At 41.3% G+C, this 24247-nt stretch carries 20 protein-coding genes and 2 pseudogenes; 9 read left to right on the top strand and 13 right to left on the bottom strand.

Translation table 11 applies throughout. The annotated features are described in order from the left end of the window. Positions 1-40: 40 nt before the first annotated feature. Together MST17_RS01105 and MST17_RS01100 are read right to left on the bottom strand one after the other, a co-directional pair. Positions 41-778 carry a TorF family putative porin gene (locus MST17_RS01105; protein WP_180008086.1) on the bottom strand — a complete coding sequence of 246 codons (738 nt, stop codon included), beginning with the start codon at positions 776-778 and terminating at the stop codon, positions 41-43. 396 nt (positions 779-1174) lie between these two features. After that, complete coding sequence (locus MST17_RS01100) at positions 1175-1951, bottom strand: TorF family putative porin (protein ID WP_168378237.1); 777 nt, start codon at positions 1949-1951, stop codon at positions 1175-1177. A 716-nt stretch (positions 1952-2667) separates the two neighbouring features. Between MST17_RS01100 and MST17_RS01095 the strand changes: the two genes are divergently transcribed. Then, a complete protein-coding gene (locus MST17_RS01095) occupies positions 2668-3987 on the top strand; it encodes an OprD family outer membrane porin (protein WP_180026517.1) in 1320 nt (439 codons plus the stop codon). A gap of 106 nt (positions 3988-4093) precedes the next feature. On the opposite strand, the gene ppa is transcribed toward MST17_RS01095, so the two are convergent. Together ppa and MST17_RS01085 are read right to left on the bottom strand one after the other, a co-directional pair. Beyond that, complete coding sequence (ppa, locus tag MST17_RS01090; RefSeq protein WP_078189469.1) at positions 4094-4630, bottom strand: inorganic diphosphatase; 537 nt, start codon at positions 4628-4630, stop codon at positions 4094-4096. Between the two features lie 115 nt (positions 4631-4745). After that, positions 4746-5144: an MAPEG family protein gene (locus tag MST17_RS01085; protein WP_078189470.1), complete on the bottom strand. Its 399-nt coding sequence runs from the start codon at positions 5142-5144 to the stop codon at positions 4746-4748. 107 nt (positions 5145-5251) lie between these two features. Here MST17_RS01085 and MST17_RS01080 point away from each other — a divergent pair, with 107 nt between their 5' ends. Beyond that, positions 5252-5641, top strand: a complete 390-nt coding sequence (locus MST17_RS01080; RefSeq protein ID WP_180026516.1) for a hypothetical protein — start codon at positions 5252-5254, stop codon at positions 5639-5641. A gap of 58 nt (positions 5642-5699) precedes the next feature. Here MST17_RS01080 and MST17_RS01075 read toward each other — a convergent pair whose 3' ends face one another. The 6 genes from MST17_RS01075 to MST17_RS01050 all read right to left on the bottom strand — a co-directional run bounded on the left by MST17_RS01075 (position 5700) and on the right by MST17_RS01050 (position 14507). Next, the gene (locus MST17_RS01075; RefSeq protein WP_180008091.1) at positions 5700-7379 is read right to left on the bottom strand and encodes a long-chain-fatty-acid--CoA ligase; all 1680 of its coding nucleotides are present in this window, start codon (positions 7377-7379) and stop codon (positions 5700-5702) included. Between the two features lie 149 nt (positions 7380-7528). Further along, the gene (gene parC, locus MST17_RS01070; protein WP_180005204.1) at positions 7529-9748 is read right to left on the bottom strand and encodes a DNA topoisomerase IV subunit A; all 2220 of its coding nucleotides are present in this window, start codon (positions 9746-9748) and stop codon (positions 7529-7531) included. A 163-nt stretch (positions 9749-9911) separates the two neighbouring features. Next, a complete protein-coding gene (locus MST17_RS01065; RefSeq protein WP_078189474.1) occupies positions 9912-11231 on the bottom strand; it encodes an MFS transporter in 1320 nt (439 codons plus the stop codon). A 144-nt stretch (positions 11232-11375) separates the two neighbouring features. Further along, positions 11376-12020 carry a trimeric intracellular cation channel family protein gene (locus MST17_RS01060; RefSeq protein WP_078189475.1) on the bottom strand — a complete coding sequence of 215 codons (645 nt, stop codon included), beginning with the start codon at positions 12018-12020 and terminating at the stop codon, positions 11376-11378. A gap of 59 nt (positions 12021-12079) precedes the next feature. After that, positions 12080-12547 (bottom strand): YchJ family protein, encoded by a 468-nt coding sequence (locus MST17_RS01055; RefSeq protein WP_180026515.1) that lies wholly within the window; start codon positions 12545-12547, stop codon positions 12080-12082. Positions 12548-12935: 388 nt separating this feature from the next. Next, entirely contained in the window at positions 12936-14507 is a 1572-nt protein-coding gene (locus tag MST17_RS01050; protein ID WP_168378245.1) for a TerC family protein, read from the bottom strand. 320 nt (positions 14508-14827) lie between these two features. Between MST17_RS01050 and MST17_RS01045 the strand changes: the two genes are divergently transcribed. After that, positions 14828-15448 (top strand): TIGR00730 family Rossman fold protein, encoded by a 621-nt coding sequence (locus MST17_RS01045; RefSeq protein WP_078192607.1) that lies wholly within the window; start codon positions 14828-14830, stop codon positions 15446-15448. 85 nt (positions 15449-15533) lie between these two features. Here the strand turns inward: MST17_RS01045 and MST17_RS01040 are convergent, their stop codons facing one another. Together MST17_RS01040 and MST17_RS01035 are read right to left on the bottom strand one after the other, a co-directional pair. Next, entirely contained in the window at positions 15534-16499 is a 966-nt protein-coding gene (locus tag MST17_RS01040; RefSeq protein WP_078189479.1) for a hypothetical protein, read from the bottom strand. Between the two features lie 157 nt (positions 16500-16656). After that, positions 16657-16794, bottom strand: coding sequence for a hypothetical protein (locus MST17_RS01035; protein WP_180026514.1), 138 nt, complete (start codon positions 16792-16794; stop codon positions 16657-16659). 200 nt (positions 16795-16994) lie between these two features. On the opposite strand from MST17_RS01035, the gene mdtD reads away from it, so the two are divergent. From mdtD to MST17_RS01005, 6 genes and pseudogenes are all read left to right on the top strand, one after another. Next, on the top strand, positions 16995-18386 hold the full coding sequence (gene mdtD, locus MST17_RS01030; RefSeq protein ID WP_111884839.1) for a multidrug transporter subunit MdtD: 1392 nt from the start codon (positions 16995-16997) through the stop codon (positions 18384-18386). A 77-nt stretch (positions 18387-18463) separates the two neighbouring features. After that, positions 18464-19249, top strand: coding sequence for a GH25 family lysozyme (locus tag MST17_RS01025; protein ID WP_180026513.1), 786 nt, complete (start codon positions 18464-18466; stop codon positions 19247-19249). A gap of 59 nt (positions 19250-19308) precedes the next feature. Continuing rightward, positions 19309-20322, top strand: a pseudogene (locus tag MST17_RS01020) (MBL fold metallo-hydrolase). A 63-nt stretch (positions 20323-20385) separates the two neighbouring features. Next, positions 20386-21441 carry a DNA polymerase IV gene (gene dinB / locus MST17_RS01015; protein WP_180026512.1) on the top strand — a complete coding sequence of 352 codons (1056 nt, stop codon included), beginning with the start codon at positions 20386-20388 and terminating at the stop codon, positions 21439-21441. A gap of 235 nt (positions 21442-21676) precedes the next feature. Continuing rightward, positions 21677-22997: pseudogene (shiA, locus tag MST17_RS01010) on the top strand (shikimate transporter). 29 nt (positions 22998-23026) lie between these two features. After that, positions 23027-23383, top strand: coding sequence for a RidA family protein (locus tag MST17_RS01005; RefSeq protein WP_180026511.1), 357 nt, complete (start codon positions 23027-23029; stop codon positions 23381-23383). Positions 23384-23462: 79 nt separating this feature from the next. Here the strand turns inward: MST17_RS01005 and MST17_RS01000 are convergent, their stop codons facing one another. Beyond that, the gene (locus tag MST17_RS01000; RefSeq protein WP_180026510.1) at positions 23463-24005 is read right to left on the bottom strand and encodes a DUF2726 domain-containing protein; all 543 of its coding nucleotides are present in this window, start codon (positions 24003-24005) and stop codon (positions 23463-23465) included. Positions 24006-24247: the final 242 nt, after the last annotated feature.

Here is a 24247-nt window from a genome sequence, read left to right as displayed (position 1 = left end):
AATGGCGACCCTAGGTCGCCATTTTTAATGCTTTTTAACATTAGAATTCGTATTTCAAACCAAATACGACTTTATTCTTTTGTTTTTCATCCGCACGGTCATAACCACCAACTGTGTAATTCATGCTTGCGGTAACACCTGTATCTGCTAAAGGCTTGCTTAGACCAATATCAAAGTGACGGAAACCAAAGCTTTCTGTTGTTCCTAAATTATCTTCAAAATCACCTGAATCTTGATATGCATATAAACCAAGCGCGGTATCTAGACTGAAGTCTTTAGGAAGTGCATAGCTATATGATGCTTTGATATAAGTATCACCTGCATTACCCCATGAAACATCTTCAAGCAAAGTTTGCGCTGTTAAGCCAAAATCTTTATAGCTTAGCCCAAGCATTGTTTCTAAACCGTTTGCATCACTTGTATCAATATCATAGTAATAGTAGTAAGTTAGGCCTGCTGTGTAACCAAGATCATCATTAATTGAACCGTTATAGCCCGCATAAAAATCATTTTCAAAACCATTCGGTAGGTCATCACCATAGTTTAATGTTGAACCCCACCAACCTGCATAGAAGCCTGATGCATGGCTATAATCCAAACCACCTTGGATTGTCGCATCTTTATTTTCAGGCACATTGGTAATACCACGTAAATTATAGCTAGACAGTACGCCGATATTTCCAGATACAGAATGCTCTGAAGCAGGTGCTTCAGCAAATGTAAACGTCGATGCTGCTCCAAGTACAGCGATTGATAAAGCTTTAAGTGCAAATTTCATGGTTTGTTCCCCCACATCGTGCGACGACGTATTTTTTGGTTATTTCGTTGAACTCAATGAGGTATTAGCAAGCGCTGTGCCATGTTTAAAAATATACACATATTTTTTTTATAAAGGTCACGATTTTGGCTTTCATAAAACATATATGATACTGTTTTTATTAATTATTTTTTAATTATCCTATTTAACTATTTTTCTCTACGATTTTTTTTAGAATGCAGATTTTCATCTATTTAGATTATTTAAATCTTCAGGTTGATAGATGTAACAGGATTTTTAAAATGCGCTTTTTTGAGTATATTTTTTCAACACCGATCTCAAAAATGCATAAAAAAAGTGCACAATCACCATTATGCACTTTCAAGAATATGACCGAATAAGGTCAACTCGTTAATGTTAGAAAGAATAGGTTAATCCAACCACAACGTTATCGTCTAATTGCTCACCTTCACGATCTTTACCGCCCCATACATAGTCAGCAGCAATTTCAAACCCAGTATCTACAATCGGTTTACTCAAGCCTAAACGTGCTTCAGTGAACACCACATCTTCTGTGGTTGTTAATAGGCTGTCATCACGACTGTCATTAAAAACAGAAACACCAAGCGATGAATTTAATGAAACATCATAAGGTAATGCATAGCTATAAGTAGCATTCAGATATACATCTCCTGCGTTGCCATAATTAACATCAGACAACAATACAGCCATGCTTGCAGTTAAATCTTTATAACTTATGTCCTGAATAAATTCGACGCCCGTTGTGCGACGCTTTTCAGATCGGTCGTCGTTATACACTGAACCGCCACCTTGATAGACATAGGCCATCACTTGTGACTTATAGCTCCAATCTTCATTCAGTTCACGTCCATATCCAACATAGAAATCATGTTCAAAACCATGTGACTGACTGTCGTTCGTAGGGTCATAGTTGAGTGTAGAACCCCAATAGCCCGCGAACAGCCCACTGTTGTGTGCATATTCAAGTCCGGCTTGTAATGCCGCTTGATCATTTTCTTCACTCGCACGGTACACATATTTGTTTACCACGCCCAAACTTCCAGACCAATTCCCTTGTGCAGTTGTGGCTTGTTCAGTTTGTTCTGCAAATGCAGGGACTGTACCTAGGGTCACTAAAATACTTAAAATTGCTTTTTTATAAAATTGAATCATGTTTAGTCCCCACATCGGATCGATCGTGGATTGGGTTGAGTAAAATTTAGCGCCGATTTTAATCGATTTTACGGCACTGTATAGCCCCTTTTTTCTTATTTTGATCAATTAAATCATTTAAAAACAAAGGTAAGATTATATAAAATAGTAAAAAATAAGCTTTTGATTCATAAAATATCTTTTATCGTGTTCCAGTCTTTAACAATGATTTAATGTTTTAATTTATATGTATTTATCACGATTATTATCATCTTTTATTGAGCTAGATTTTAAGGAAAACATTTCTGACGACTTCGCTAAAAGTCATTCTCTATTTACAAAAAAACACGCCAACAGTACTTACTTAGCCTGAACATTGATGCCATGCACCTCAGCAGTTTTTATACTTTTTGATCAAAATACCAATTTAAATTCAGCACAAATTGTCGCGAAGAGTAATGATAAATCAGCAAGTTAAATGAAAGTTTTTACCGTTTTTTATATTTTTTTATGATAAGCAATGAAGAAACTTCTCTTTAGCTTAATATATATTCAATTTAAATAAACTATTTGTTAAACAACAATAACATACGAAACATTTGCTTATTACAGATTGACCGATGATCTGAATGTTTTCTAACTTTAGTGTAATAAGCGCATTAAAAATAGTGATTTTTTTAAGAAAAAATATACAATCGCACTACATATTAACCAAATTTGCATGAGGCTCTCTCCCAATGCTTAAAGCTCAACAACTAACACTTGCAGTATTAGTAAACGCTGCTCTTATTTCTACTGCTTTTGCTAGCGAACAAAGCGAATCTAAAGGCTTTGTGGAAGATGCCGAAGGCTCTGTATTGTTCCGTACAGGTTATTTACATCGTGATAAAAAAAATGGCGTAGATGATACTAGCTCTTTTGCGCAAACTGCTATCGTAAATCTTGATTCAGGTTTTACCAAAGGCACTGTTGGTTTTGCAGCGGGTATCATAGGCGATGCATCAATCAAACTTGGTGAAAATGCTCATACCGGTAACGATATGATTCCAACGCATGGTAGCAAAGATGCGAATGGTAAAGTTGATGCTTATGATCACTGGGCGCGTGGCGGTGCATATGTAAAAGCACGTATTTCAAATACGACTGCAACTTACGGTACACAACTTCTCGACATCCCTGTTTTAGCAAGTAATACTGCACGACTAGTACCTGAATACTACACAGGTGTTTTGGTTGAAAGTAATGAGATTAATAATCTTAACCTGATCGCTGGTAAATTCACTGAAAATCAATTATCAAATCAAATTAATTCTGATGGTGCTAAGTTAGACCGCGCAATTGTTTGGGGTGCAAAATATAAAGCAAATGATCAATTAAATCTTGCTTACTATGGTACAGATATTAAAGATCGTTTAGATCGTCATTATATCAATGCCAATTTTACTCAAGGTTTAGCTGATAAAAGCTCATTGACTTATGATTTAAGCGCTTATCACACAAAATGGGATAAAGATGCTAATCAATACTTATATTCTCAAATTGGTGAAAGCAACGACTCATTCGATAACTCAATCGCTGCCCTTTCTACAACATATAATCGTGGTCCACACAATGTCATGGTTGCTTACCAACAAAACTTTGGTAATACCGGTTACGACTATGGCTTAGGTACAAACGTTGGTGATGGTAAACAATCTATTTACATGCCAAACTCGTATCTATCTGACTTTATTGGTAATGATGAAAAGTCTGTACAACTTCAATATACCTATGACTTTGGCGCATTAAATGTTCCAGGCCTATCTTGGACTTCAGCATTTGTTTACGGTTGGGATATTAAAGCCACTAATAATGCTGGCACAATGATTAGCGACAATGAAGAAGAACGCGAATTCTTTAACCAAGTGAAATATACCGTTCAATCTGGTTTTGCCAAAGATGCAAGCTTACGCCTTCGTCATTCTTACTACCGCGCTAGTAATAACTACCAAAACAACTATATTGGTGATACCAATGAATGGCGTATTTGGTTAGACATACCTGTGAAATTATTTTAATTTCACAGCTACTCTAAGATAGCGAAAAAAAACCTGCACACTGTGCAGGTTTTTTTATGAGCATCGTTTTCATCTAAAAACGATGCTCAGCTTAAAACAATAAATATTATTTGTTCGCAGCTTTGTAAGCTTCAATTGAGCTAAGTACTTCTTGTTTCGCAACATCAGCACCTTCCCAACCACTTAACTTAACCCATTTACCAGGTTCTAAGTCTTTGTAGTGTTGGAAGAAATGTTCAATTTGATTGATCAATAATGCAGGAAGATCTGTATATTCTTGAACATCTTTATAAAGCGGAGTCAATTTGTCGTGTGGAACCGCAACGAGTTTTGCGTCAACACCACCGTCATCTTCCATGTTCAATTTACCAACAGGACGGCAACGAATTACAGAACCTGGCTCTACTGGATGTGGAGTTACCACAAGTACGTCTAGTGGGTCACCATCCAAAGATAATGTATTTGGAACATAACCATAGTTCGCTGGGTAGAACATTGCAGTACCCATGAAACGGTCTACAAATAACGCATCAGAATCTTTATCGATTTCGTATTTGATTGGTGCTGCATTTGCAGGAATTTCAATAATGACATAGATGTCGTTTGGTGCATCTTTACCCGCTGGGATATTGCTGTAGCTCATAGCATCACTCTTTAAACAAAGTTAAATCTTTTAATCCGGCACAATTATAACGGTTTTATCGCTTTTTTTGTGATTTTAGCGATCATGCTGATAATTTAATCATCAAGCAGAACATTTAGCTTAATTTAATGACCAATAACATCAGACAAATTGGGCATAACATCGACAAGGTCCAAATAATTGAACGTAAAGTTGCCCAATTGGCTAAATAACATAGCCCATAAATAACGCGTAAAACGAGATAGGCAATCCCAAAGGTCATGATGTATTGTTGATGAATCACCATGTATTCAGCCATTAGAATAGCCGCAATAAATAAAGGTAAACTTTCAAAACTATTTTGCTGCACTGCATGTGCGCGGCTCGCCAATCCTGTAGAGCGCGCTAAAACCTCACGTGGATTTTGATTATCACTCGACTTAAAACCTGCAGCTCGCTTCGCAATAAATGTAAATACATATGGCAATAAACAAGCGGCCAAAATGAGATAGATGATCCCACTGATGCTGTGCATGTGTTTTTTCTCAGGAAGATTTTATGGCTGCTATAATACCATGGCATTTCGTGAATAATTTTTGTTAAATATAGTGTTTTTATAATCGGCAGATGAAAGGATCCTCTATGAGCACTTCTGATCAAGATCAATTATTTGAAGTTCTTGAAGAGCAAAAACGCCATCAGCTTCGCGTCGATCGTGTCTTAAAAATCGTCATTCCAGTGACTGCATTTTTACTTGCTGTGATCTGCGCCAACTTAAATGTCTGGTCGACTGTTTTCAGCTTTGTCATCATGTGGATTGCATTCTATGCAGTTTCCATCAAGCAACTTCCCCTTTGGCATTGGGTCATTGTCATTGCCCTATATTGCTTAGTCGACAATATTTTAACCTATGGCAGCTATAACCAATCCGGCTTTAGTCGTCAGTTCGGCGCGATGTTTATTTTCTTGGGTGTTTTTGGTGTAGGACGTCGCTACTTTGATCGCTGGTCGATGAATAAAGGTAAAATTTAATGATCTAAATTTAAAGCGATAAAAAAAGCGCCCGAAGGCGCTTTTTTTATGCATCGTATTATGCGGTTTTACGCAAATCTTTACGTAGAATCTTACCAACATTCGATTTTGGTAATTCATCCATAAATTCAACATAACGTGGGCGTTTATAGCCAGTTAAGTTTTCTTTTGCGAATGCCAAAACTTCTTCAGTCGTTAAAGATGGATCTTTTTTCACAACGAATAATTTAGGTACTTCACCTGATTTTTCATCAGGAACACCAATCGCAGCAACTTCTAGTACTTTTGGATGTTTTGCAACAACTTCTTCAATTTCAGAAGGATAAACGTTGAAGCCAGACACCAAAATCATGTCTTTTTTACGGTCTACAATCTTCACATAACCGCGTGGATCCATGACACCAATGTCACCTGTACGGAAGAAGCCGTCCGCCGTCATTACTTTGGCAGTTTCATCTGGACGGTTCCAATAGCCTTTCATGACTTGAGGACCACGAATCGAAATTTCACCTTGCTCACCTTGAGCAACTTCATTGCCATCATCATCTAAAATAGCAACTTCAGTCAGTGGCAATGGAATACCAATCGTACCGCTGAATTCCATTGATGCTGGAGGGTTTGCGGTTGCAACAGGTGAAGTTTCTGATAAACCATAACCTTCGATGATATTGGTACCGGTAACTTTCTTCCACGCTTCTGCAGTCGAAGGAAGCACTGCCATACCACCACCCATCGCCATTTTTAGCTTGCTGTGGTCAAGTTGCTTGAACTCTTCATTGTTCACCAAAGCATTGAACAATGTGTTCACTGCTGGGAAGAATGAAGGTTGGTATTTACGCAATTCTTTCATTACCGCAGGTAGATCACGCGGGTTAGGAATCAATACGTTCGCCTGACCTTTGTACATACCGTAAAGTGCACACACCATAAATGCAAAGATGTGATACAGCGGTAATGCACAGAAGATACGATCATCTGGCTGACCATCTTGCTGACCAAATTTACTTTGGAAAATACCATCACACTGCAACATGTTTGACACAAGGTTACGATGGGTCAATTCTGCGCCTTTAGATACGCCAGTTGTACCACCAGTATATTGAAGTACTGCAGTATCACTTAGAGTTAAGTTTGGACGTTTGTAATTGTTTGCACTCACTTTAGACATTGCTGCATTAAAGCGAATATGACCTGGAATGTTCCAAGCTGGAATTTGTTTACGTACTGAACGTAATACAAAGTTAACCAATGTGCCTTTCAGCGTACCAAGCATGTCACCCACAGATGCCACGATCACATGTTTTACTGGGGTTTTACCAATAATCGCTTGGTAAACAGATGCAAAGTTTTCAATGATGACAAGAGCTTCTGTTCCAGAGTCATTCAATTGATGCTCAAGTTCACGAGAGGTATACAGTGGATTCACGTTGACCAATACCAGGCCAGCACGGAATACACCCAATGCGACAACAGGATATTGAAGAACGTTCGGCATCATGACTGCAACGCGTGAACCTTTGGCCAAACCTAAACTTTGCAAATAAGTTGCAAATTTACGACTAGCTTCATCAAGTTCTTTAAAAGTTAAGACTTTATCCATAAAGATAAAGGCATCTCTTGAGCCAAACTTCTGGAAATTACGCTCAAAAATATCGACCAATGAGGTATTTTCTGCGGGTAATTCTACAGTTTCTGGAATCCCTGTCTTTTGGTATTCAGCGAACCAAATCTTTTCCATAACGCCCAATTCTCCTGTCGTAATCCTTAATAATCCAACTGTTTTTTTTCAATATTAAGCGGTCATTATTTAACTTGTTTGTGCTTAATATTGCATCCATTTCACGAATAACAGCATATATAACGTATTTCGTTCCATGGATGCTAGTATTATCTTTGAATGAACAGTTTATTTGCTTTTTGATATCCACGTGGTAACAACACGCCTTTCGATGCACGTTTGCCCACATATTTTTGCAGATCGTCGCCTTTAAGCTTTAATTGTTGATTACCTGCAAGCACTTGAATTATTTCATCTAAATTCAAAGTTGTCATGGATACAATTTGATCTTTTGCCTCAAGTTGTATCAATTTATTACCTTTCCCCTTATTTAGGACTGGTAATTCATCAAGTTCAACCAACAGCAAACGCCCCGCAGAACTGAGGAGTGCAAGATGTGTTGCATTCTCAATCGCCGTTAAATTCATAACTGCCGCCCCTTCGGACAAGCTAAGGAAGGCTTTACCCGCTTTGGCATTGGTATCTAGATTTTTCGCTTGGGTTTTAAAGCCATAGCCTTTACTACTCATGGCCAAGACTTCTGTTTCATCTTCAGCAATAAATACTTGTTTAAAGCCAACACCACTTGCAGGTGCAAGTTTAGAACTCAGAGGCTCACCTAAACCACGCGCGGATGGTAAAGTATTGATGCCCAAAGCATAGCTACGACCGGCATCATCTAAGACATAAACACGTTGATTTGATTTACCTTGTGCATGGCTGAGATATTGGTCACCTGCACGGAAATTTAAGTTCTCAGCGTCGACTTCATGACCTTTCGCCGAGCGAATCCAACCCGCTTCAGACAACACCACAGTCACAGGATCTGCAGGAAGCATATCTTGTTCATTAATCGCATGGGCTTCTGCACGTTTCACAATTGGAGAACGGCGGTCATCACCAAATTTCTTCGCATCTTCTTTCAGTTCATTAATGATCAAGGCTTTTAATGATTCAGGATTCGCCAATTGTTCACGAATAATGGCAGCTTTGGCTTCCAGTTCTTCTTGTTCACGGCGCATTTCCATTTCTTCAAGTTTTGCCAAATGACGTAACTTGAGTTCTAAAATGGCTTCGGCTTGAATTTCATCGATATTAAAATGCGTCATTAACACCGGTTTAGGCTGATCTTCTTCGCGAATAATACGAATCACTTCATCAATATTCAGATAGGCAATGATCAAGCCTGCAAGTATATGTAACCGTTTTTCAATTTTATTCAGATGATAAGTCAAACGACGTGTCACGGTATTTTTACGGATTTCGATCCATTCCAACAAAATACGGCGGATCGATTTCACTTGCGGACGACCGTCAGCGCCAATCATGTTCATATTGACACGATAGCTCGACTCTAAGTCAGTGGTTGCAAATAAATGACTCATCACCGATTCAGCATCAATACGATTCGAGCGCAGGACAATCACTAAACGTGTTGGGTTTTTATGATCTGACTCATCACGTAAGTCCGTGACCAATGGCAACTTCTTCGCCTGCATTTGATCTGCAATCTGCGTGATCACTTTTGAGCCTGAAACCTGATACGGCAGCTCCGTAATCACGATTTCATTTTTCTCAATGCTGTACACCGCACGAGTTCGATAACTACCGCGACCCGTGGTTTGTATTTTGAGTAATTCTTCTGGAGAGGTAATAATTTCCGCACGTGTAGGCAAATCAGGTGCAGGAATATATTCTGCGACTTTCTCATCAGTTAAGTTTGGATTGCGAATTAAGGCGATGGTGCCCTTCACCACTTCACGTAAGTTATGCGGTGGAATATCCGTTGCCATACCCACTGCAATACCCGTTGTGCCGTTGAGTAAAATATTTGGAACACGTGCCGGTAAATTCACTGGCTCTTTCATCGAACCATCAAAGTTATCCTGCCAATCACAGGTTCCTTGTCCTAACTCAGACAATAATAAATCACTATAAGCAGACAGTTTTGCTTCGGTATAACGCATCGCTGCGAAGGATTTCGGATCATCTGGTGAACCCCAGTTTCCCTGACCTTCAATAAATGGATAGCGATAACTAAACGGCTGCGCCATGAGTACCATAGCTTCATAACAAGCTAAGTCACCGTGAGGATGGTATTTACCCAGTACATCACCAACCGTACGTGCAGATTTTTTTGGCTTACCCGTTGGCTTTAACCCGAGTTCACTCATCGCATAGACGATACGACGCTGAACGGGTTTTAGACCATCACTGATATGTGGCAATGCACGATCCATAATCACGTACATGGCGTAGTTGAGATATGCTTGTTCGGTAAATTCTGCTACGGAACGGTTTTCTGTCGCATGATGCGCAAGGCTTGTCATAACAACCTGTAATCCTAAATTGTTCGTTCTTTATTGGGTTCTTATGCTATGTCGCAGGTGTCCCCTATACAAGGGGATGATCTAACACTCTGCGACAAATTGTGTCTTATGGCGTAAAAATATCCATTTTATTCACCATGATCAACTAAAAATTCAACAGTCTTTATAGACCGATGGATTCTAAAGTTTTGCCCTTGGTTTCTTCACCTAAAACCAAAATCACCACAGCAACTGCAATTAAGACTGCAGTAAACATCATAAAGACATAGCTAAAACCATGATCCATATCCATCATATGTGTCACAGCAAAAGGCGCGGCAATGCCCCCGATCCGACCAATGGCACCCGCCCAGCCCGAACCAAAGGCACGAATATTGGCCGGGTATTGTTCTGGTGTATAGGTGTAAAGTACGCCCCAAGCACCGAGATTAAAGAAGGACATTAAACAGCCCCAAATCACAATCTCTGTCACACTGCCAGACTGACCGAAGAAATATGCCGAAATGGCACACATCCCAATGAAGCCCGCCAACGTAGCTTTACGACCTAATTTTTCGACCAACCATGCAGCTGCAATATAACCCGGTAATTGTGCCAAAATCATGACCAAAACATATTCAAAGGATTGAACAATGGTGTAGCCTTCTTTAACCAATAAACTTGGCAACCACGTAAAAATACCGTAATAAGAAAAGACGATACCGAACCAAATGAGCCACAGCATTAAAGTACGACGTGCAAAAATGCCTGACCACAACTGTGAAAAACTGATGTTGTGCTTTTCTGCAACCGGTTTGACCTCAAAGATTTCAACAACTTCCACACCACATTTGGCTTCAATCTTTTTCACCAATGCATGTGCTTCATCAAAACGTCCACGGTTAATCAAATAAGGCACCGATTCAGGCACCATTTTCCAAATCACGATCGCATATAACGCAGGGATTCCGCCAATCAGGAAAGCCGCATGCCAACCAAAATCAGGAATAATAAAGCGTGATACTAACGCCGCAACCAACCAACCCAGTCCCCAAAAACTTTCCAGTAAGACAATAAAACGTCCTCGTACATGCGCTGGAATATATTCACTGACCAAAGTCACCGCGACTGGGAGTTGCCCCCCTAAACCTAAGCCGACAATAAAACGAAATACCAACAACCAAGTTAGATTAGGTGCAAACGCACATGCAGCGGTGGCTAAGCTATAAATCACCAATGTCCATGCAAAGACTGTTTTTCGGCCGAAGCGATCTGCCAATCCACCAGAAAACACTGCGCCAATCGCCATTCCAACAAAACCAATCGAGACCACCCAACTTTTATCATTTGGCGTCATGGCCCAATCTTCAGCCATTTTCGCTAAGATAAAGGAAATGAGTCCCGTATCCATGGCATCAAACATCCAGCCAAGGCCAATAACCCAAAGTAAAGTGTAGTGAAACTTACCGATGGGTAAGCGTTGTATACGTGAGACTAAGTCCATAACAAGATCTCTGAACTGGTGGAAGGATGAACACTGCTTTCCCAACAGGATGTATGATTTTGCGTTTTTTAGTATAGATCCATGCAAAAGACCGACCATTGATCCGTCTTTTTAGCATTTTAATGTGATGTTATAGCAACGCGGCTATGACAAATCTTTTGAAGATACTGACTGATCATCATCATCTTTATAAATAAATTTAGGCATTTCTAAGCCAAAGTAAATGGCGATCAGACGTAAGGTGAAACCGAAAATGAGCGTCGCAATGACGGTCAATTCTAGCGATAAGCCAATCTCAATGCAGAGCCAATAACAAATCACGGACACAAAAGAAATACTGGCATAAAGTTCACGACGGAACACCAGCGGGACATCGTTACACAGGATGTCTCGTAAAATACCGCCAGAGACGCCCGTTAGTACCCCTGCTACCGCAGAAACGACAAAACCATGTCCCATTTCTAAAGCGATTTGACAGCCAATGATGGTAAAACCAATGAGACCCAAGGCATCGAGAACCAAGAAGATATTACGCAGATGACGCATCCACTTTGCAATCAGGATGGTGACAAATGCAGCAAAGCAGGTCAGCATGAGATATTCAGGATGCTTAACCCACGTCAGTGGATAGTGCCCAAGTAGCACATCACGAACCGAACCGCCCCCCAGTGCCGTGACACAGGCAATCAATGTTACCCCAAACCAGTCCATACTCCGCCGACCCGCAGACAATGCACCTGTCATTGCTTCTGCCGTGATTGCGATAATATAAATAACGGTAAGTAACATCGCCCTTCTTCCACTGAGGGTTGAGATGCGCGCTATTCTAAGCTAAATCTGCTCAAATGTTATAAAAATTGCGCACAACATTGTTTAAATTTTCGTCCAGAACCACAAATACAGGGTTGCTTCATGGTGATTTTCATCTCTGTGGTCGGATCAAGGAAATACCAGCGCTGCTCGAACTTCACAAAGTGTGAAATTTCATGATGTACCTGCGCTTGCTGCCCATCGTGATAATGCGCTTTAAATTCAACTTGAGCATGGTTTTTATCGAGTTTTTCTTGGGCTTGGACAACCTCAAGCTTTAACCACTGATTGGCCTGACTCCACGCTGCAATGGCACTGACATCCAAGGCTTGCTGCTGTCCAAGCGCAGTTGTTTGTACAATATAATCAATCTCATGCTGTGCAAAAGCACTATAACGTGAACGCATCAATTGCTCTGCAGTCTGTGCATTTTCACGCCCCGTATGTAAGAGCTGACAACAGCTACCATACTCACCTTTGCCACATGGACACTGGACTTGTGACATATTTGTTTCCATAAAAAATAGCCTGACAATGCAGGCTATTTTAACGGATCTTTCCACACAATTTTCATCAGTAGATCCGTATCGATTCAAATAAAAGAATGATACACGGTAAGGTCATCCGCAAGTGTTTGAGACAGGACCACTTCTAATCAAAAATGTTTTTGCAATGCTTTGAATAATTTGACGGTAGTGAACGAGTTTTGCGGATGACAATGGTTTTGGGTACTTTTGCCGAAACAAAAGTACCTCCAGCCGAAGGCTAATCCCTTTATTTAAACCCTAGATGTAAGACTCCGTCGAATAGACTTAAAAATCATTTTAAAAATGCGTAATTACTTTTACGTGCGTAACATCAGTGATCTATATAGATTACCCCCCGATACGCAACTTAATCTTCAGTTGGCATGGGAATGACATGCACTTTTTCAATCTTATGACCATCCATCGTAACCACTTCAAAAATGTGTTCATCCGCTTTGAATTTTTCACCATTGGCTGGTAAACGGCCCAAATGAAATAAGATATATCCGGACAATGTCGAATACTGTTCAGCATCATCCACCAAGTCACGACCCAACAATAAAGACACATGACGAATGTCAGTTGAGCCATCGAGTAACAATGAACCATCATCGAGACTTTCTGCTGCTGTCTCCGGTTCATCTTCATCGGGAAACTCACCAGCAATCGCTTCTAAGACATCAATTGGTGTTGCAATCCCTTCAATTGAACCGTATTCGTTCAACACCAAGGCCATTTGCAACGGCGCTTGACGCAGTTGTTCCATCACCATCAAGACTTGTGCATTTTCATGTACCACCACAGGCTCACGGAGATGCTTTTCAAAATCGAGTACGCCTGTTTCAATATAGTCATTCATGACTTTATGAGTCAGTACCGCACCCGCGATATTGTCTAACTCACCGTGTGCCACAATCAAACGTGAATGCGTGGTACTGAGTAATTGAGCACGAATCGCCTCAGGCGCTTCATCCAAGTCAATCCATTCCAGTTCAGGACGAGGTGTCATCACCGACTTCACTGGACGTTCAGATAAACCCAGTACACCTTGTACCATGACACTGTGGTAAACCCCGTTGTCTTCATCAAAGACTTCATCAGCAAAGGCACGTGTTGCAAGCACATCTTCATTTTCATTTTGATTGTCTGCAACATTTTTCCCACCGAGCATACGCATCACCGCTGAGGCAGTGCGATAACGTAAGTCTGTGGTTGTCACCATTTTTTCCTGATTATGACGCATGGTTTGGTTCAAGAACTCAATCAGGACGGAGAAACCAATGGCTGCGTATAAGTAGCCTTTTGGAATGTGGAAACCAAAGCCTTCGACTAAGAGCGAGAAACCAATCATCATCAAGAAGCACAGGCACAGAATCACCACCGTTGGATGACGGTTCACGAAGTTCATCAGCGGCTTAGATGCCCACAGCATGATGCCGACAGCAATAATGACCGCAATCATCATGACCGACAGGTGTTTCACCATCCCGACAGCGGTAATCACACTATCGAGTGAGAACACGGCATCGAGCACCACAATCTGCACAATCACCATCCAAAACGTCGCATGCACAGGATTTTCTTCCTTTAGCATAGGCTTGTTTTCAAGACGTTCACGCAGTTCCATGGTGCCTTTAAATAGCAAGAACACCCCACCAAACAGTAAGATTAGGTCTCGACCGGAAAATGGATGGTCGAAAATATGGAACAGTGGGTTGGTTAGAGTCACCACCCATGCAATTGAAGCCAGTAAGACCAATCGCATACACAGTGCAAGCAATAAGCCGACAATCCGTGCGGTATTACGCTGTTCTGGCGGTAATTTTTCCGCAAGAATCGCAATAAAAACCAGGTTATCGATACCTAAAACAATCTCAAGCACCACCAGTGTCAATAAACCCACCCATGCAGATGGGTCGGACATCCATTCAAAGATCATAATTGTATCTCCTGAATGTTATTCACACGTGGATCATGCTGATTTGAAGATGAAATGCATTGGACATGCGCAAACGCTTTTAATGGCGTTCTTTCTAATATTTTGATGTGTGCTGAGTGACAACAACCACTACCCATGACGGTTCTTTAGCTTAAAATGAAGTTTTAAGTATAGCAAGTTAAGGTAAAAATTCACCCTTTTTTACCAAAGTACAATCTCTGTATGGAAGAATTTAAACCCAATGATGACATTAAATTGTCATATTTAGCTGCCAATGTAGTGTCATAAAAAATAACATGCTAAGGTAAAATTAAAACGTAATGAATAGCGGATTAAAAATGACAGAAAAACGTGGTAATCCTTCTCCTGCTACAACACAACCTTTAATCGCACTGTATTGCGGCTCCCGCTCTGGTAACAATCCAATTTATCAAGAAAAAGCCATCGCATTAGCGCAAGGCTTGGCTGAACATGGTTTTGGTCTGGTCTATGGTGGCGCCAGTATTGGCCTGATGGGTCAAGTTGCTGACGCTGTGGTCGATCATGGCGGCGAAGCTGTGGGTGTGATTCCTGAGTTTATGTTGGATTATGAAATTGCACATAATCATTTGACTGAATTACACGTCGTACGCAGTATGCATGAGCGTAAAGCCATGATGGCAGAACGTGCAAGTGCCTTTGTTGCTCTGCCCGGTGGTCTCGGTACATTCGAAGAAATTTTAGAAATCGCCACTTGGGGACAGTTGAATCAACACCAAAAACCGATGATGCTTTATAACGTCAATGGCTTCTATGATGCACTAATTGCACAATTAGACCATGCGGTCGCTGAAGGTTTCTTGCCGCCGCAGCATCGTGCCAAACTGATCGTATGTAATTCTTCGAAGCAGATCTTTAGCGCACTGAAAAATTTAGATTGCCCGAAAAATTTCGTGGTCTAACTGTATTTTAGATGTCAAAAAGGGGAATAAAGTATTCCCCTTTTTTATTACTCGATGTCCTACTTCAAATCTATATCGTGCCGACTTAACCCGACACCACACGATAGAACCATGGCAAGGTTGTCGCTAAGAAAATACTCATCAATAAACCAAGCATCAATTTCATCGCATCTTTGCTGACATTTCGTGAAGTTCGATATTTATTCACTTCATGTAAATGCATGGACATGGCAAATTCACGTCCTGCAAGTAAGCCCAAGAACACCCAAGTGGTACTCATTGGAATATTACTCCACTCTTTGAACACCAATAAAATCAAGGCATACATAAAGTCGATAATGGTTGCCGAGCGGATATCAGCCACACCCGTTTTGGTGTCGATAATGCCCTGAATCGCCCCACCACGTTGGTACAAAATGATCCCAAGCAGTACGATAAACACCACAATTGCAAAAATCAGGAACTCCAGCGGCACCTGACGAGGGACGTAGACAAAAATATTGGCCAAATCCTGAATCAGCCACTGACTCCATAAAAATGCCGTCGAAACCCACTGTAGTCCCACCCAAATATTCGAGGGTGTTTCATCACGTGTTTTACTGAAATAAACCGAGATGCCTTTAATCACAAAACGATAAACAATAATCGCGACAACAAAAGCTACCGCATAACCCATCATGGACTTGGTTAACATCGAGCCAAGACTACTCGGAGAGAAAATCGTTAACACTAAGAATGTGGTGCTGACCGGGATTCCGTAGCGAGTCAAAATGATCAGTAAGATCGGTGGCACAATATAGAGCCACGTGACCCCTTCTGCGGGAAATGGAATCGTTTCTAAACGACCATAAGATGCATCCCCCACGCCAGAACTGTACCAACCATAAACCAATACAATGGCTAGAATACTGCTGACATAGATCCACAACAGCCACCAAGGGCGATGCGCATTGGATGAAATAAAGGTTCCCAATGTCTGTGGCACATCATTACCGACAATAGAATAGGCCGCGAGACAGAAGCCTATGACCATCAGAATTTCGATTGTCATAAAAACAAAACACCTTTGCCATAAAGAAAAAGCCCTCCAATAAATGAAGGACTTGAGCGCATTATGACAGTTTATCTGGCGTTCATACAATTTCGTGCCGTGCTTTTCTCGACACTAAAATAAAAACCTCAAATAAAACAATTGCTTTAAACTTTAATTATTTCAATTTAATCTGATAAACCGCCGTGCTACCGCTCACTTCATTTCCAACCACCAACAAAGGTTGAGCATTAGGTGAATCTTTGGCCGCAATAAAAATCAGACCTTCGGGTCCTAAATCGCCTTGTTTAACCACATCAGTGCCGAAACTTGTAGTTTCATGTTTTCATTCGTCTTTTATTAAAATATGACCAATTTATAAACATTAGGTTGCATAGAGATGAAACTTTCATTGCATTTTTCTTGCAATTTTTTGGCTCAATTATGCAAAGCTTTTACTACATCCAAATGGCAATATTCATTTAAACTGTTTAAAAATCTCAGCTTTATTGACTTATGAATAGCACGCCAACGCATCAGGCTTTACAACCCGAATTTAGACTTCTTGTGCTATTGGTCTCTATTGGCTTTTTTATGCAAGGCCTGGATACGACCATCGTCAATACCGCAATCCCTGCTATGGCGAGAAGTCTAGGTGAAGACCCGCTTCAAATGCATAGTGTGGTCGTGGCCTATGTCTTGTCTGTCGCAGCGTGTATTCCCTTAAGTGGTTGGTTGGCCGATCGTTTTGGTGTACGAAATACGTATTTCACAGCCATTATTATTTTTACGTTAGCATCGCTAGGCTGCGGCATGGCCAATAGCCTGAATGAGCTGCTGGTTTATCGGGTAATTCAAGGCATAGGTGGCGCATTACTGCTACCTGTTGGGCGTTTGGCAATGCTCAAAGTGATTCCTCGGACACAGTTTTTATCGGCTATGAGTCTGATGAGCCTTGCCGGTTTGATGGGCCCCTTAATTGGCCCTACCCTTGGCGGTTGGATGGTGGAAGTCGCAACATGGCATTGGATCTTTTTAATAAACATTCCAATGGGGCTGTTAGGGGTTCTTATTACCTTTAAAGCCATGCCCAATGTGACCGAACCGAGCGTACAACGCTTCGACTTTATGGGTTTTTTCTTATTGGTCGTCGCCATGGTGGGTTTATCGTTAGGCATTGAAAACTTTGCCAGCCCGCATCTGCCGCTATGGTGGAGCCTGCTTTTGGTCGCTGCAGGCATCATCGCCAGTTTGATCTATGCCTTTCATGCACATACCCACGCCAATGCGCTGTTTCGCAGTAAATTATTTCAAAATCGGATCTATGCCATCGGCATTATCGGCAACTTCTTTGCCCGCCTTGGCGGCAATGCCATGCCATTTTTGATTCCCTTAATGCTACAAGTGGCTTTTGGCTTTGAGCCCTTTATCACAGGGTTATTGATGATACCGACTGTACTCGGCTCATTGGCATCTAAACCGATTATTCGTCAAATTATTCAACGCTTTGGCTATCGCAAAGTGTTATTGGTAAATACCTTCTTGGTCGGCGCCTGTATTTGCAGTTTTGCACTCTCTACGGCTGAAACCCCCACGTGGTTACGTGCCTTACACTTTTTTATTTTTGGTATTTTAAACTCGCTGCAATTCGTTTCGATGAATACCTTAACCCTCAAAGATTTACCTCAGCAAGATGCCAGCAGTGGCAACAGTTTCTTGTCGATGATTATGATGGTGTCGATGAGTATCGGTGTGGCTTTGGCAGGGACTTTAGTCAACGTGTTTACGGCCTATTATGGTCCTGCACAAATCGAAACGGCATTCCATAGCACCTTGATTTTACTCGGCTGTATTAACCTGATTACCGCAGCGATTTTTTGGCAAATTCCTAAACATGTGGATGTCTAAACCTGTGTCATCGGGCAAATCTATGACAGATCAGCCCTTAAAGGGTTATGATAAAATAGATACTTGGATACATTTTCATGCCTAAAAAAGCCAAATCACGTACCTCTAAAAGTTCACTCAAAAAATATAGCCCGATTATTGCACTCAGCGCTATCAGCGGCGTCATGGTGGTGGCTGGATTAGGTTATTTAGCCGTGATGCCGCATCGCCCTGCATCTGCAGAAGAATATCCCGTCAAAGGTTTTGATGTTTCCCATCATCAAAAAGATATTCAATGGTCAAAAATTTCACCTAAAAAATACCAATTTGTTTATCTCAAAGCCACAGAGGGTGGTGATTTTAAAGATCGAAAATTTCAAGATAACTGGTTACAAGCACGGGAAAACGGCTTTTTAGTTGGGGCCTATCATTTTTACCGTCTGTGCCGTGATGGCAAGATTCAGGCGGAAAATTTTATTGCTTCCGTGCCGAAAAAAGCCGATGCCCTTCCTCCCGTGATTGATTTAGAATATGACACCAACTGCATTAACACCTATAGCAAAGAGCAGTTACTCAAAGAAATCAGCTATATGCATGATCGCTTACACCGCCATTATGGCAAACAACCGATTTTTTATACTTCGAAGTCTTTTTATAATATTGTCTTAGCTGGCGAGTTTAAACAGACGCCGCTGTGGGTCCGCGAATATAAAGGCCTACCCGATCTAAAAAACAATCCGAAATGGCTGATTTGGCAACATACCAATCAAGGACAAATTCAAGGCATCTCGACCACCGTCGATTTAAATGTATTTTCAGGTGATGATAAGGCTTGGACTGAGTTTTTAGACAAAAATGGCGTTTCCCCGATCAAACCCCGTTGATTTATTCACCGACTCAGGACAACATCGAAGCAAATAATCCATGAAAACTGAGTCGCAGGATGCGTATTTTAAAAACTTTTCTTATTATATTTTCAGTCTTTATAATCCTCGCCATCGGGATATTGGCATATTTGATCCAACCTTCAGGGACCTTGGCAGCGTTTAAAACGTGGCATTATCAACTTCCCGCACAAAGCACTGCAGATACTCGCTCAGCGGCGCCCTATCACGTCAAATTCTTTGGCGTTTCGACTTTACTGTTTGACGATGGCCAAGAGCAAATCCTCATCGATGGCTTCTTTACTCGTCCATCGCTTAGTCAGACCATATTCACTCAGATTCAAAGTGATCAGCCTTTATTAAAAAGCTATATCGACCAATACGACTTAAAACGTACACGTGCTATTTTCGTGACTCATTCACATTATGATCATGCGCTCGATATTCCAATGTTGGCCCACCAGCTCCCTAAAGCCATGATTGTCGGCTCTAAAAGTACCTTAAATATTGCACGGGCGATGCCAATCGCTGAATCACAATTACACGAAGTTCAAGCTTGGCAACCGATGCAAATCGGTAAATTCACCATTACTGCCATCCCCTCGCAACATACTCCGCCAACGGCCGTTAATGATGATTTGGGGGAAGAAATTTCGCAGCCACTGTAACTCCCTGCACATTTTAGTCAGTTTAAAGAAGGTGGATCATATGACTATCTCATCCAACATGGGCCACATTACAGTTTAGTCAAAGCCAGTACAGGTGCTGTGCCCAAACAGTTGCAAAAACTAAAAGTCAATACTTTATTTTTAGGCATCGCTCAGCTTTCCAAGCAAACGGCAGCATTTCAACAGCAATATTTCAAAGAAACCTTAGCGACTCTTCAACCCAGCACCGTGATTCCAATTCACTGGGATAATTTTTTCAAACCACTGAATCCAGAGCTCGAATTTTTACCTCGCTTTGCCGATGACACTCCTCAAAGCCTAAATCTATTGATACAGTCGGCAGCAGCTCAAAACACCAAGGTGGTTTTACTCAGTCAACCTGTGTCGTTCGAGTTAAAAAATTGAGGAAAGCGCTAGATTGACTGTGCGATACTGAAATTCAATTTTTAGGCACTGATTTATCTAGGCATGAGGAAAATCATACATATCGACATGGATGCATTCTTTGCATCAGTAGAGCTGCGGGAACGCCCCGAACTCAAACAGCTTCCTGTTGTTGTGTCTTCACATCACCCTCGTGCGGTCATCTGTGCCGCGTCCTATCCTGCACGTGAATTTGGTTTACGTTCTGCGATGTCGATGGCACAGGCCCGTAAACTCTGCCCACAAGTCGTGGTGATCGAACCTAATTTTGAAAAATATCGTGCCGTTTCGGCGCAAATTCATGCCATTTTTCAACGCTATACCTCGCTGATTGAACCACTATCTTTAGACGAAGCTTATTTGGATGTCACAGAAAATTTACAACACATTCCGAGTGCCACTGAAGTCGCTATGCGAATTCAGGCAGAGATTTTACAAAGCACTGGTTTAACTGCCTCTGCAGGTGTCGCGCCCAATAAATTTTTGGCTAAAGTCGCTTCTGATTGGAACAAACCCAATGGCATTTGTATTATCAAACCATCACAAGTTCTGCATTTCATCCATAACTTGGCACTGAAAAAAATTCCTGGTGTGGGAAAAGTGACTCAAGAAAAATTAAAAGCCATGCAACTCAATACATTGGGTGATTTACAACAAATTGAAGAAGCCGTTCTGATTCATCATTTCGGTAAATATGGACGACAACTCTATCTGTATGCACAAGGCATTGATGAACGACCGGTTCAATCTAGCCGTGAACGTCAGCAAATTTCCAAAGAAACCACTTTTGATGATGATCTCACCCTGAGCCAATGTCAGCCCTATTGGCCCAAACTGATTGACCAAGTTTGGTCTAGTTTAGAAAAAAAGCAGTTAAGCGCGCGCGGTGTATCGGCTAAATTAAAACTGAAGAATTTCCAAGTGCTACAGCACAGTAAAAGTTTTAAAACGTCACTGAATCATCGTGAAGACCTTGCGCAGGTATTGCAGCAATTACTGCATGAAATGCATATTTCTGAGGACGATCAATTTCGTCTGATTGGCGTAGGGGTCTATCAATTAAGTGCGCAAAACCAAGAAGCACAACTTTCGCTGCTCTAAAAACATCAAGAAGATCGTATTTGCTTAAGATTTAGGCAGAAGAACAAAATTAAAGCAATTTGCTATTCACAAAGCCTAAAATTAGAGTACTCTATCAGCGCACTACATTATCCGTGTATGCGCTGAGATGCTGAAAATCACCTTTACTTTCAGCATGCTGTCCTGTGATTGGCGTGACGATCAAATCCGAATATTACAGGGCAACTCTGTTGTCAATCATGGAATACCCCGCTGTATGCCTTCTGCAAAATCTGCTCCAAATCCTCAAAATATTTCACAAAATCAAGAACAACGTGCGCGTAAAGCCGCATTAAGTAGCTTCATTGGTGCCGTAGTCGATTGGTACGATTTTTTACTTTATGGCATTGTTGCCGCACTCATTTTCAAAGATCAGTTTTTCCCCAGTATTGGCAACAATATGGGAACCTTGGCAGCCTTGGCGACCTTTGGCGTCGGCTTCCTGTTCCGCCCCTTAGGCGGCATTGTATTTGGACACTTTGGTGACAAACTGGGTCGGAAAAAAATGTTGGTGCTCACCGTCATCCTGATGGGCATTTCGACTGTCGGTATCGGTTTATTACCCAATTTTGCGGCCATCGGTTGGTGGGCCCCGATCCTACTCGTAACACTTCGGGCAATACAGGGTTTTGCTGTCGGTGGTGAATGGGGCGGCGCTGCCCTGATGGCTGTAGAAAATGCCCCGAAAGGCAAAAAAGCCTTTTACAGTAGTGGTGTACAAATTGGCTATGGCGTCGGACTCGTTCTGGCAACAGGCGCTGTGTCTTTGATTATTGCCACTTTGGGTGAAGATGCTTTTGCTGATTGGGCATGGCGAATTCCCTTTATTGCCAGTATTATCTTGCTGGCTATCGCGATGTGGATTCGACGTGATCAAGACGAATCTCAAGAATTTGTCGACCATGTGGTCAAAGCTCAACAAACGCCACAAAAATTACCGATTCTGCAAGCGATTAGCCAACACCCAAAAGCCTTTTTCTACATTATTGCGCTGCGCCTGACCGAGTTACTCACCATGTATTTGGTGACGAACTTTGCACTGAATTATCTCACCGCTCAATTGGGCATGGACAAACAGTTCTTCCTCAATATCACCTTAATGGTTGGTGCAATTAGCTGCTTCAGCATTCCCCTCTTTGCTTGCGTGGCTAGCAGATCGATTTGATCATCGTAAAATGTGCGTGCTGGGTGGATTGATTGGTGCGCTTTCAGCTTTTCCCTTCTTCATGGCCCTTGATGCACAAAATACTTGGCTAATTATTGTCGGTGCAATTTTCCTTGCCAATATTGCCCATGATATGGTGGTGAGTGTACACCAGCCGATTTTTACCTCCTTGTTTGGTACCGCCTATCGCTACAGTGGCGCAGGTGTCGGCTATCAAGTGGCTAGTATTATCGGTGGTGGCTTTACTCCAATGATTGCAGCAGCTTTGGTGATTTGGGGTGATGGTTCATGGCATTATGTGGCAATCTACCTTGCTGTTGGCTGTTTATTGACGGCCTTGGTTGCAGCTACAATGCCTAAAACTCAAGATTAAGTGACCTTTTTGCTTTCAGGATATTCCGCATGACCATCCAACGCCTGCATGTTTCAAAACGCTTCTCCGAAATCGCTATTTCAGGTCAATTGATCCATTTGGCAGGTCAATTGGCAACAGACCTTGATTTAGACATCAAAGGACAAACACAGCAAACATTTGAGCTTATTGATCAGTTCCTTGCAGATGCCGGTACAGATAAAAGCCAGATTATGTCAGTGACCATTTATCTTAAAGATATTGAACAGGATTATGCCGCATTCAATGAGGTATGGGATGCGTGGGTGTCAGATATTGAAGCATTACCCAGAACTTGTGTTGAAGCCAAATTATACGACCCGCGTGTGCGGGTAGAATTAACTGTCGTAGCCGTTAAGCCTGAATAATCATTAAGCCTGAATAACAATAAAAAAAGCATGTCTAAAGCCATGCTTTTTTTTGCAAAAAATTTTGCTCTTTGAATCCCTAAGATCCAATAATTTTGATCTTTTTACGTTCCAAATCTGAATATAAATGATATTTTTTCAGATCATTAATCGGCACAAATGGCGCTTGTACACGCTGCTCATTTAAGAAATCTTCGCGTAATTGAACGTACTCAGGCACATCATCATAACGAATGACACGATAGCCTGCCAAAGCGAGCAAAGCATCTTGATATTGCGACTGCTGCATCCGTTTGAGTACCATTGGATCATCTAAAGCGACGATCGCCAAGATCTGATGCTGTTCATCTAGGACGACAAAGTCCGCCACCATATTTCGATACTTATTCCGCGTACGATAGTATTTCGTGGTCAACAGTGCATCAAAAGACACGTGCGCAAGGATCGTATGCTTAGGCAAAATTTCTTTTAAACGCGTGTAGGTTAATTGCTCATTAATGTTGAAAATAGCACGTTGTTTCAATGCGCTATCTTGTTGCTTAGAATCACCTTCTAAACTTTTCCAAGCCATTATGAGCACACAGAAGAGTAAAATACTCCCTATTACTATGTATATAGTCATCTCATAATCCTTTATATTTCTTATATTTTTGGTTTTTGACATACTTCTTTTGAAGACGAAGTATACAACCAGTATTATTTTTTTAATGTCCTATTAAAAAAAATAACTCTAACTTTCACACAATACGTATTTAAACTGACAAAAAGTTGCAAACTTAAAGCGTCAAACATCACATGCCACTTCGTTCAGAGTAATAGCATCCATTGCTATATACAGATACTTTAGATCATTCGCTAAAACGA

Source organism: Acinetobacter sp. YH16056_T, assembly GCF_024605895.1.
GTDB lineage: Bacteria > Pseudomonadota > Gammaproteobacteria > Pseudomonadales > Moraxellaceae > Acinetobacter > Acinetobacter amyesii.
This window is presented reverse-complemented; position numbering and strand designations above follow the sequence as displayed.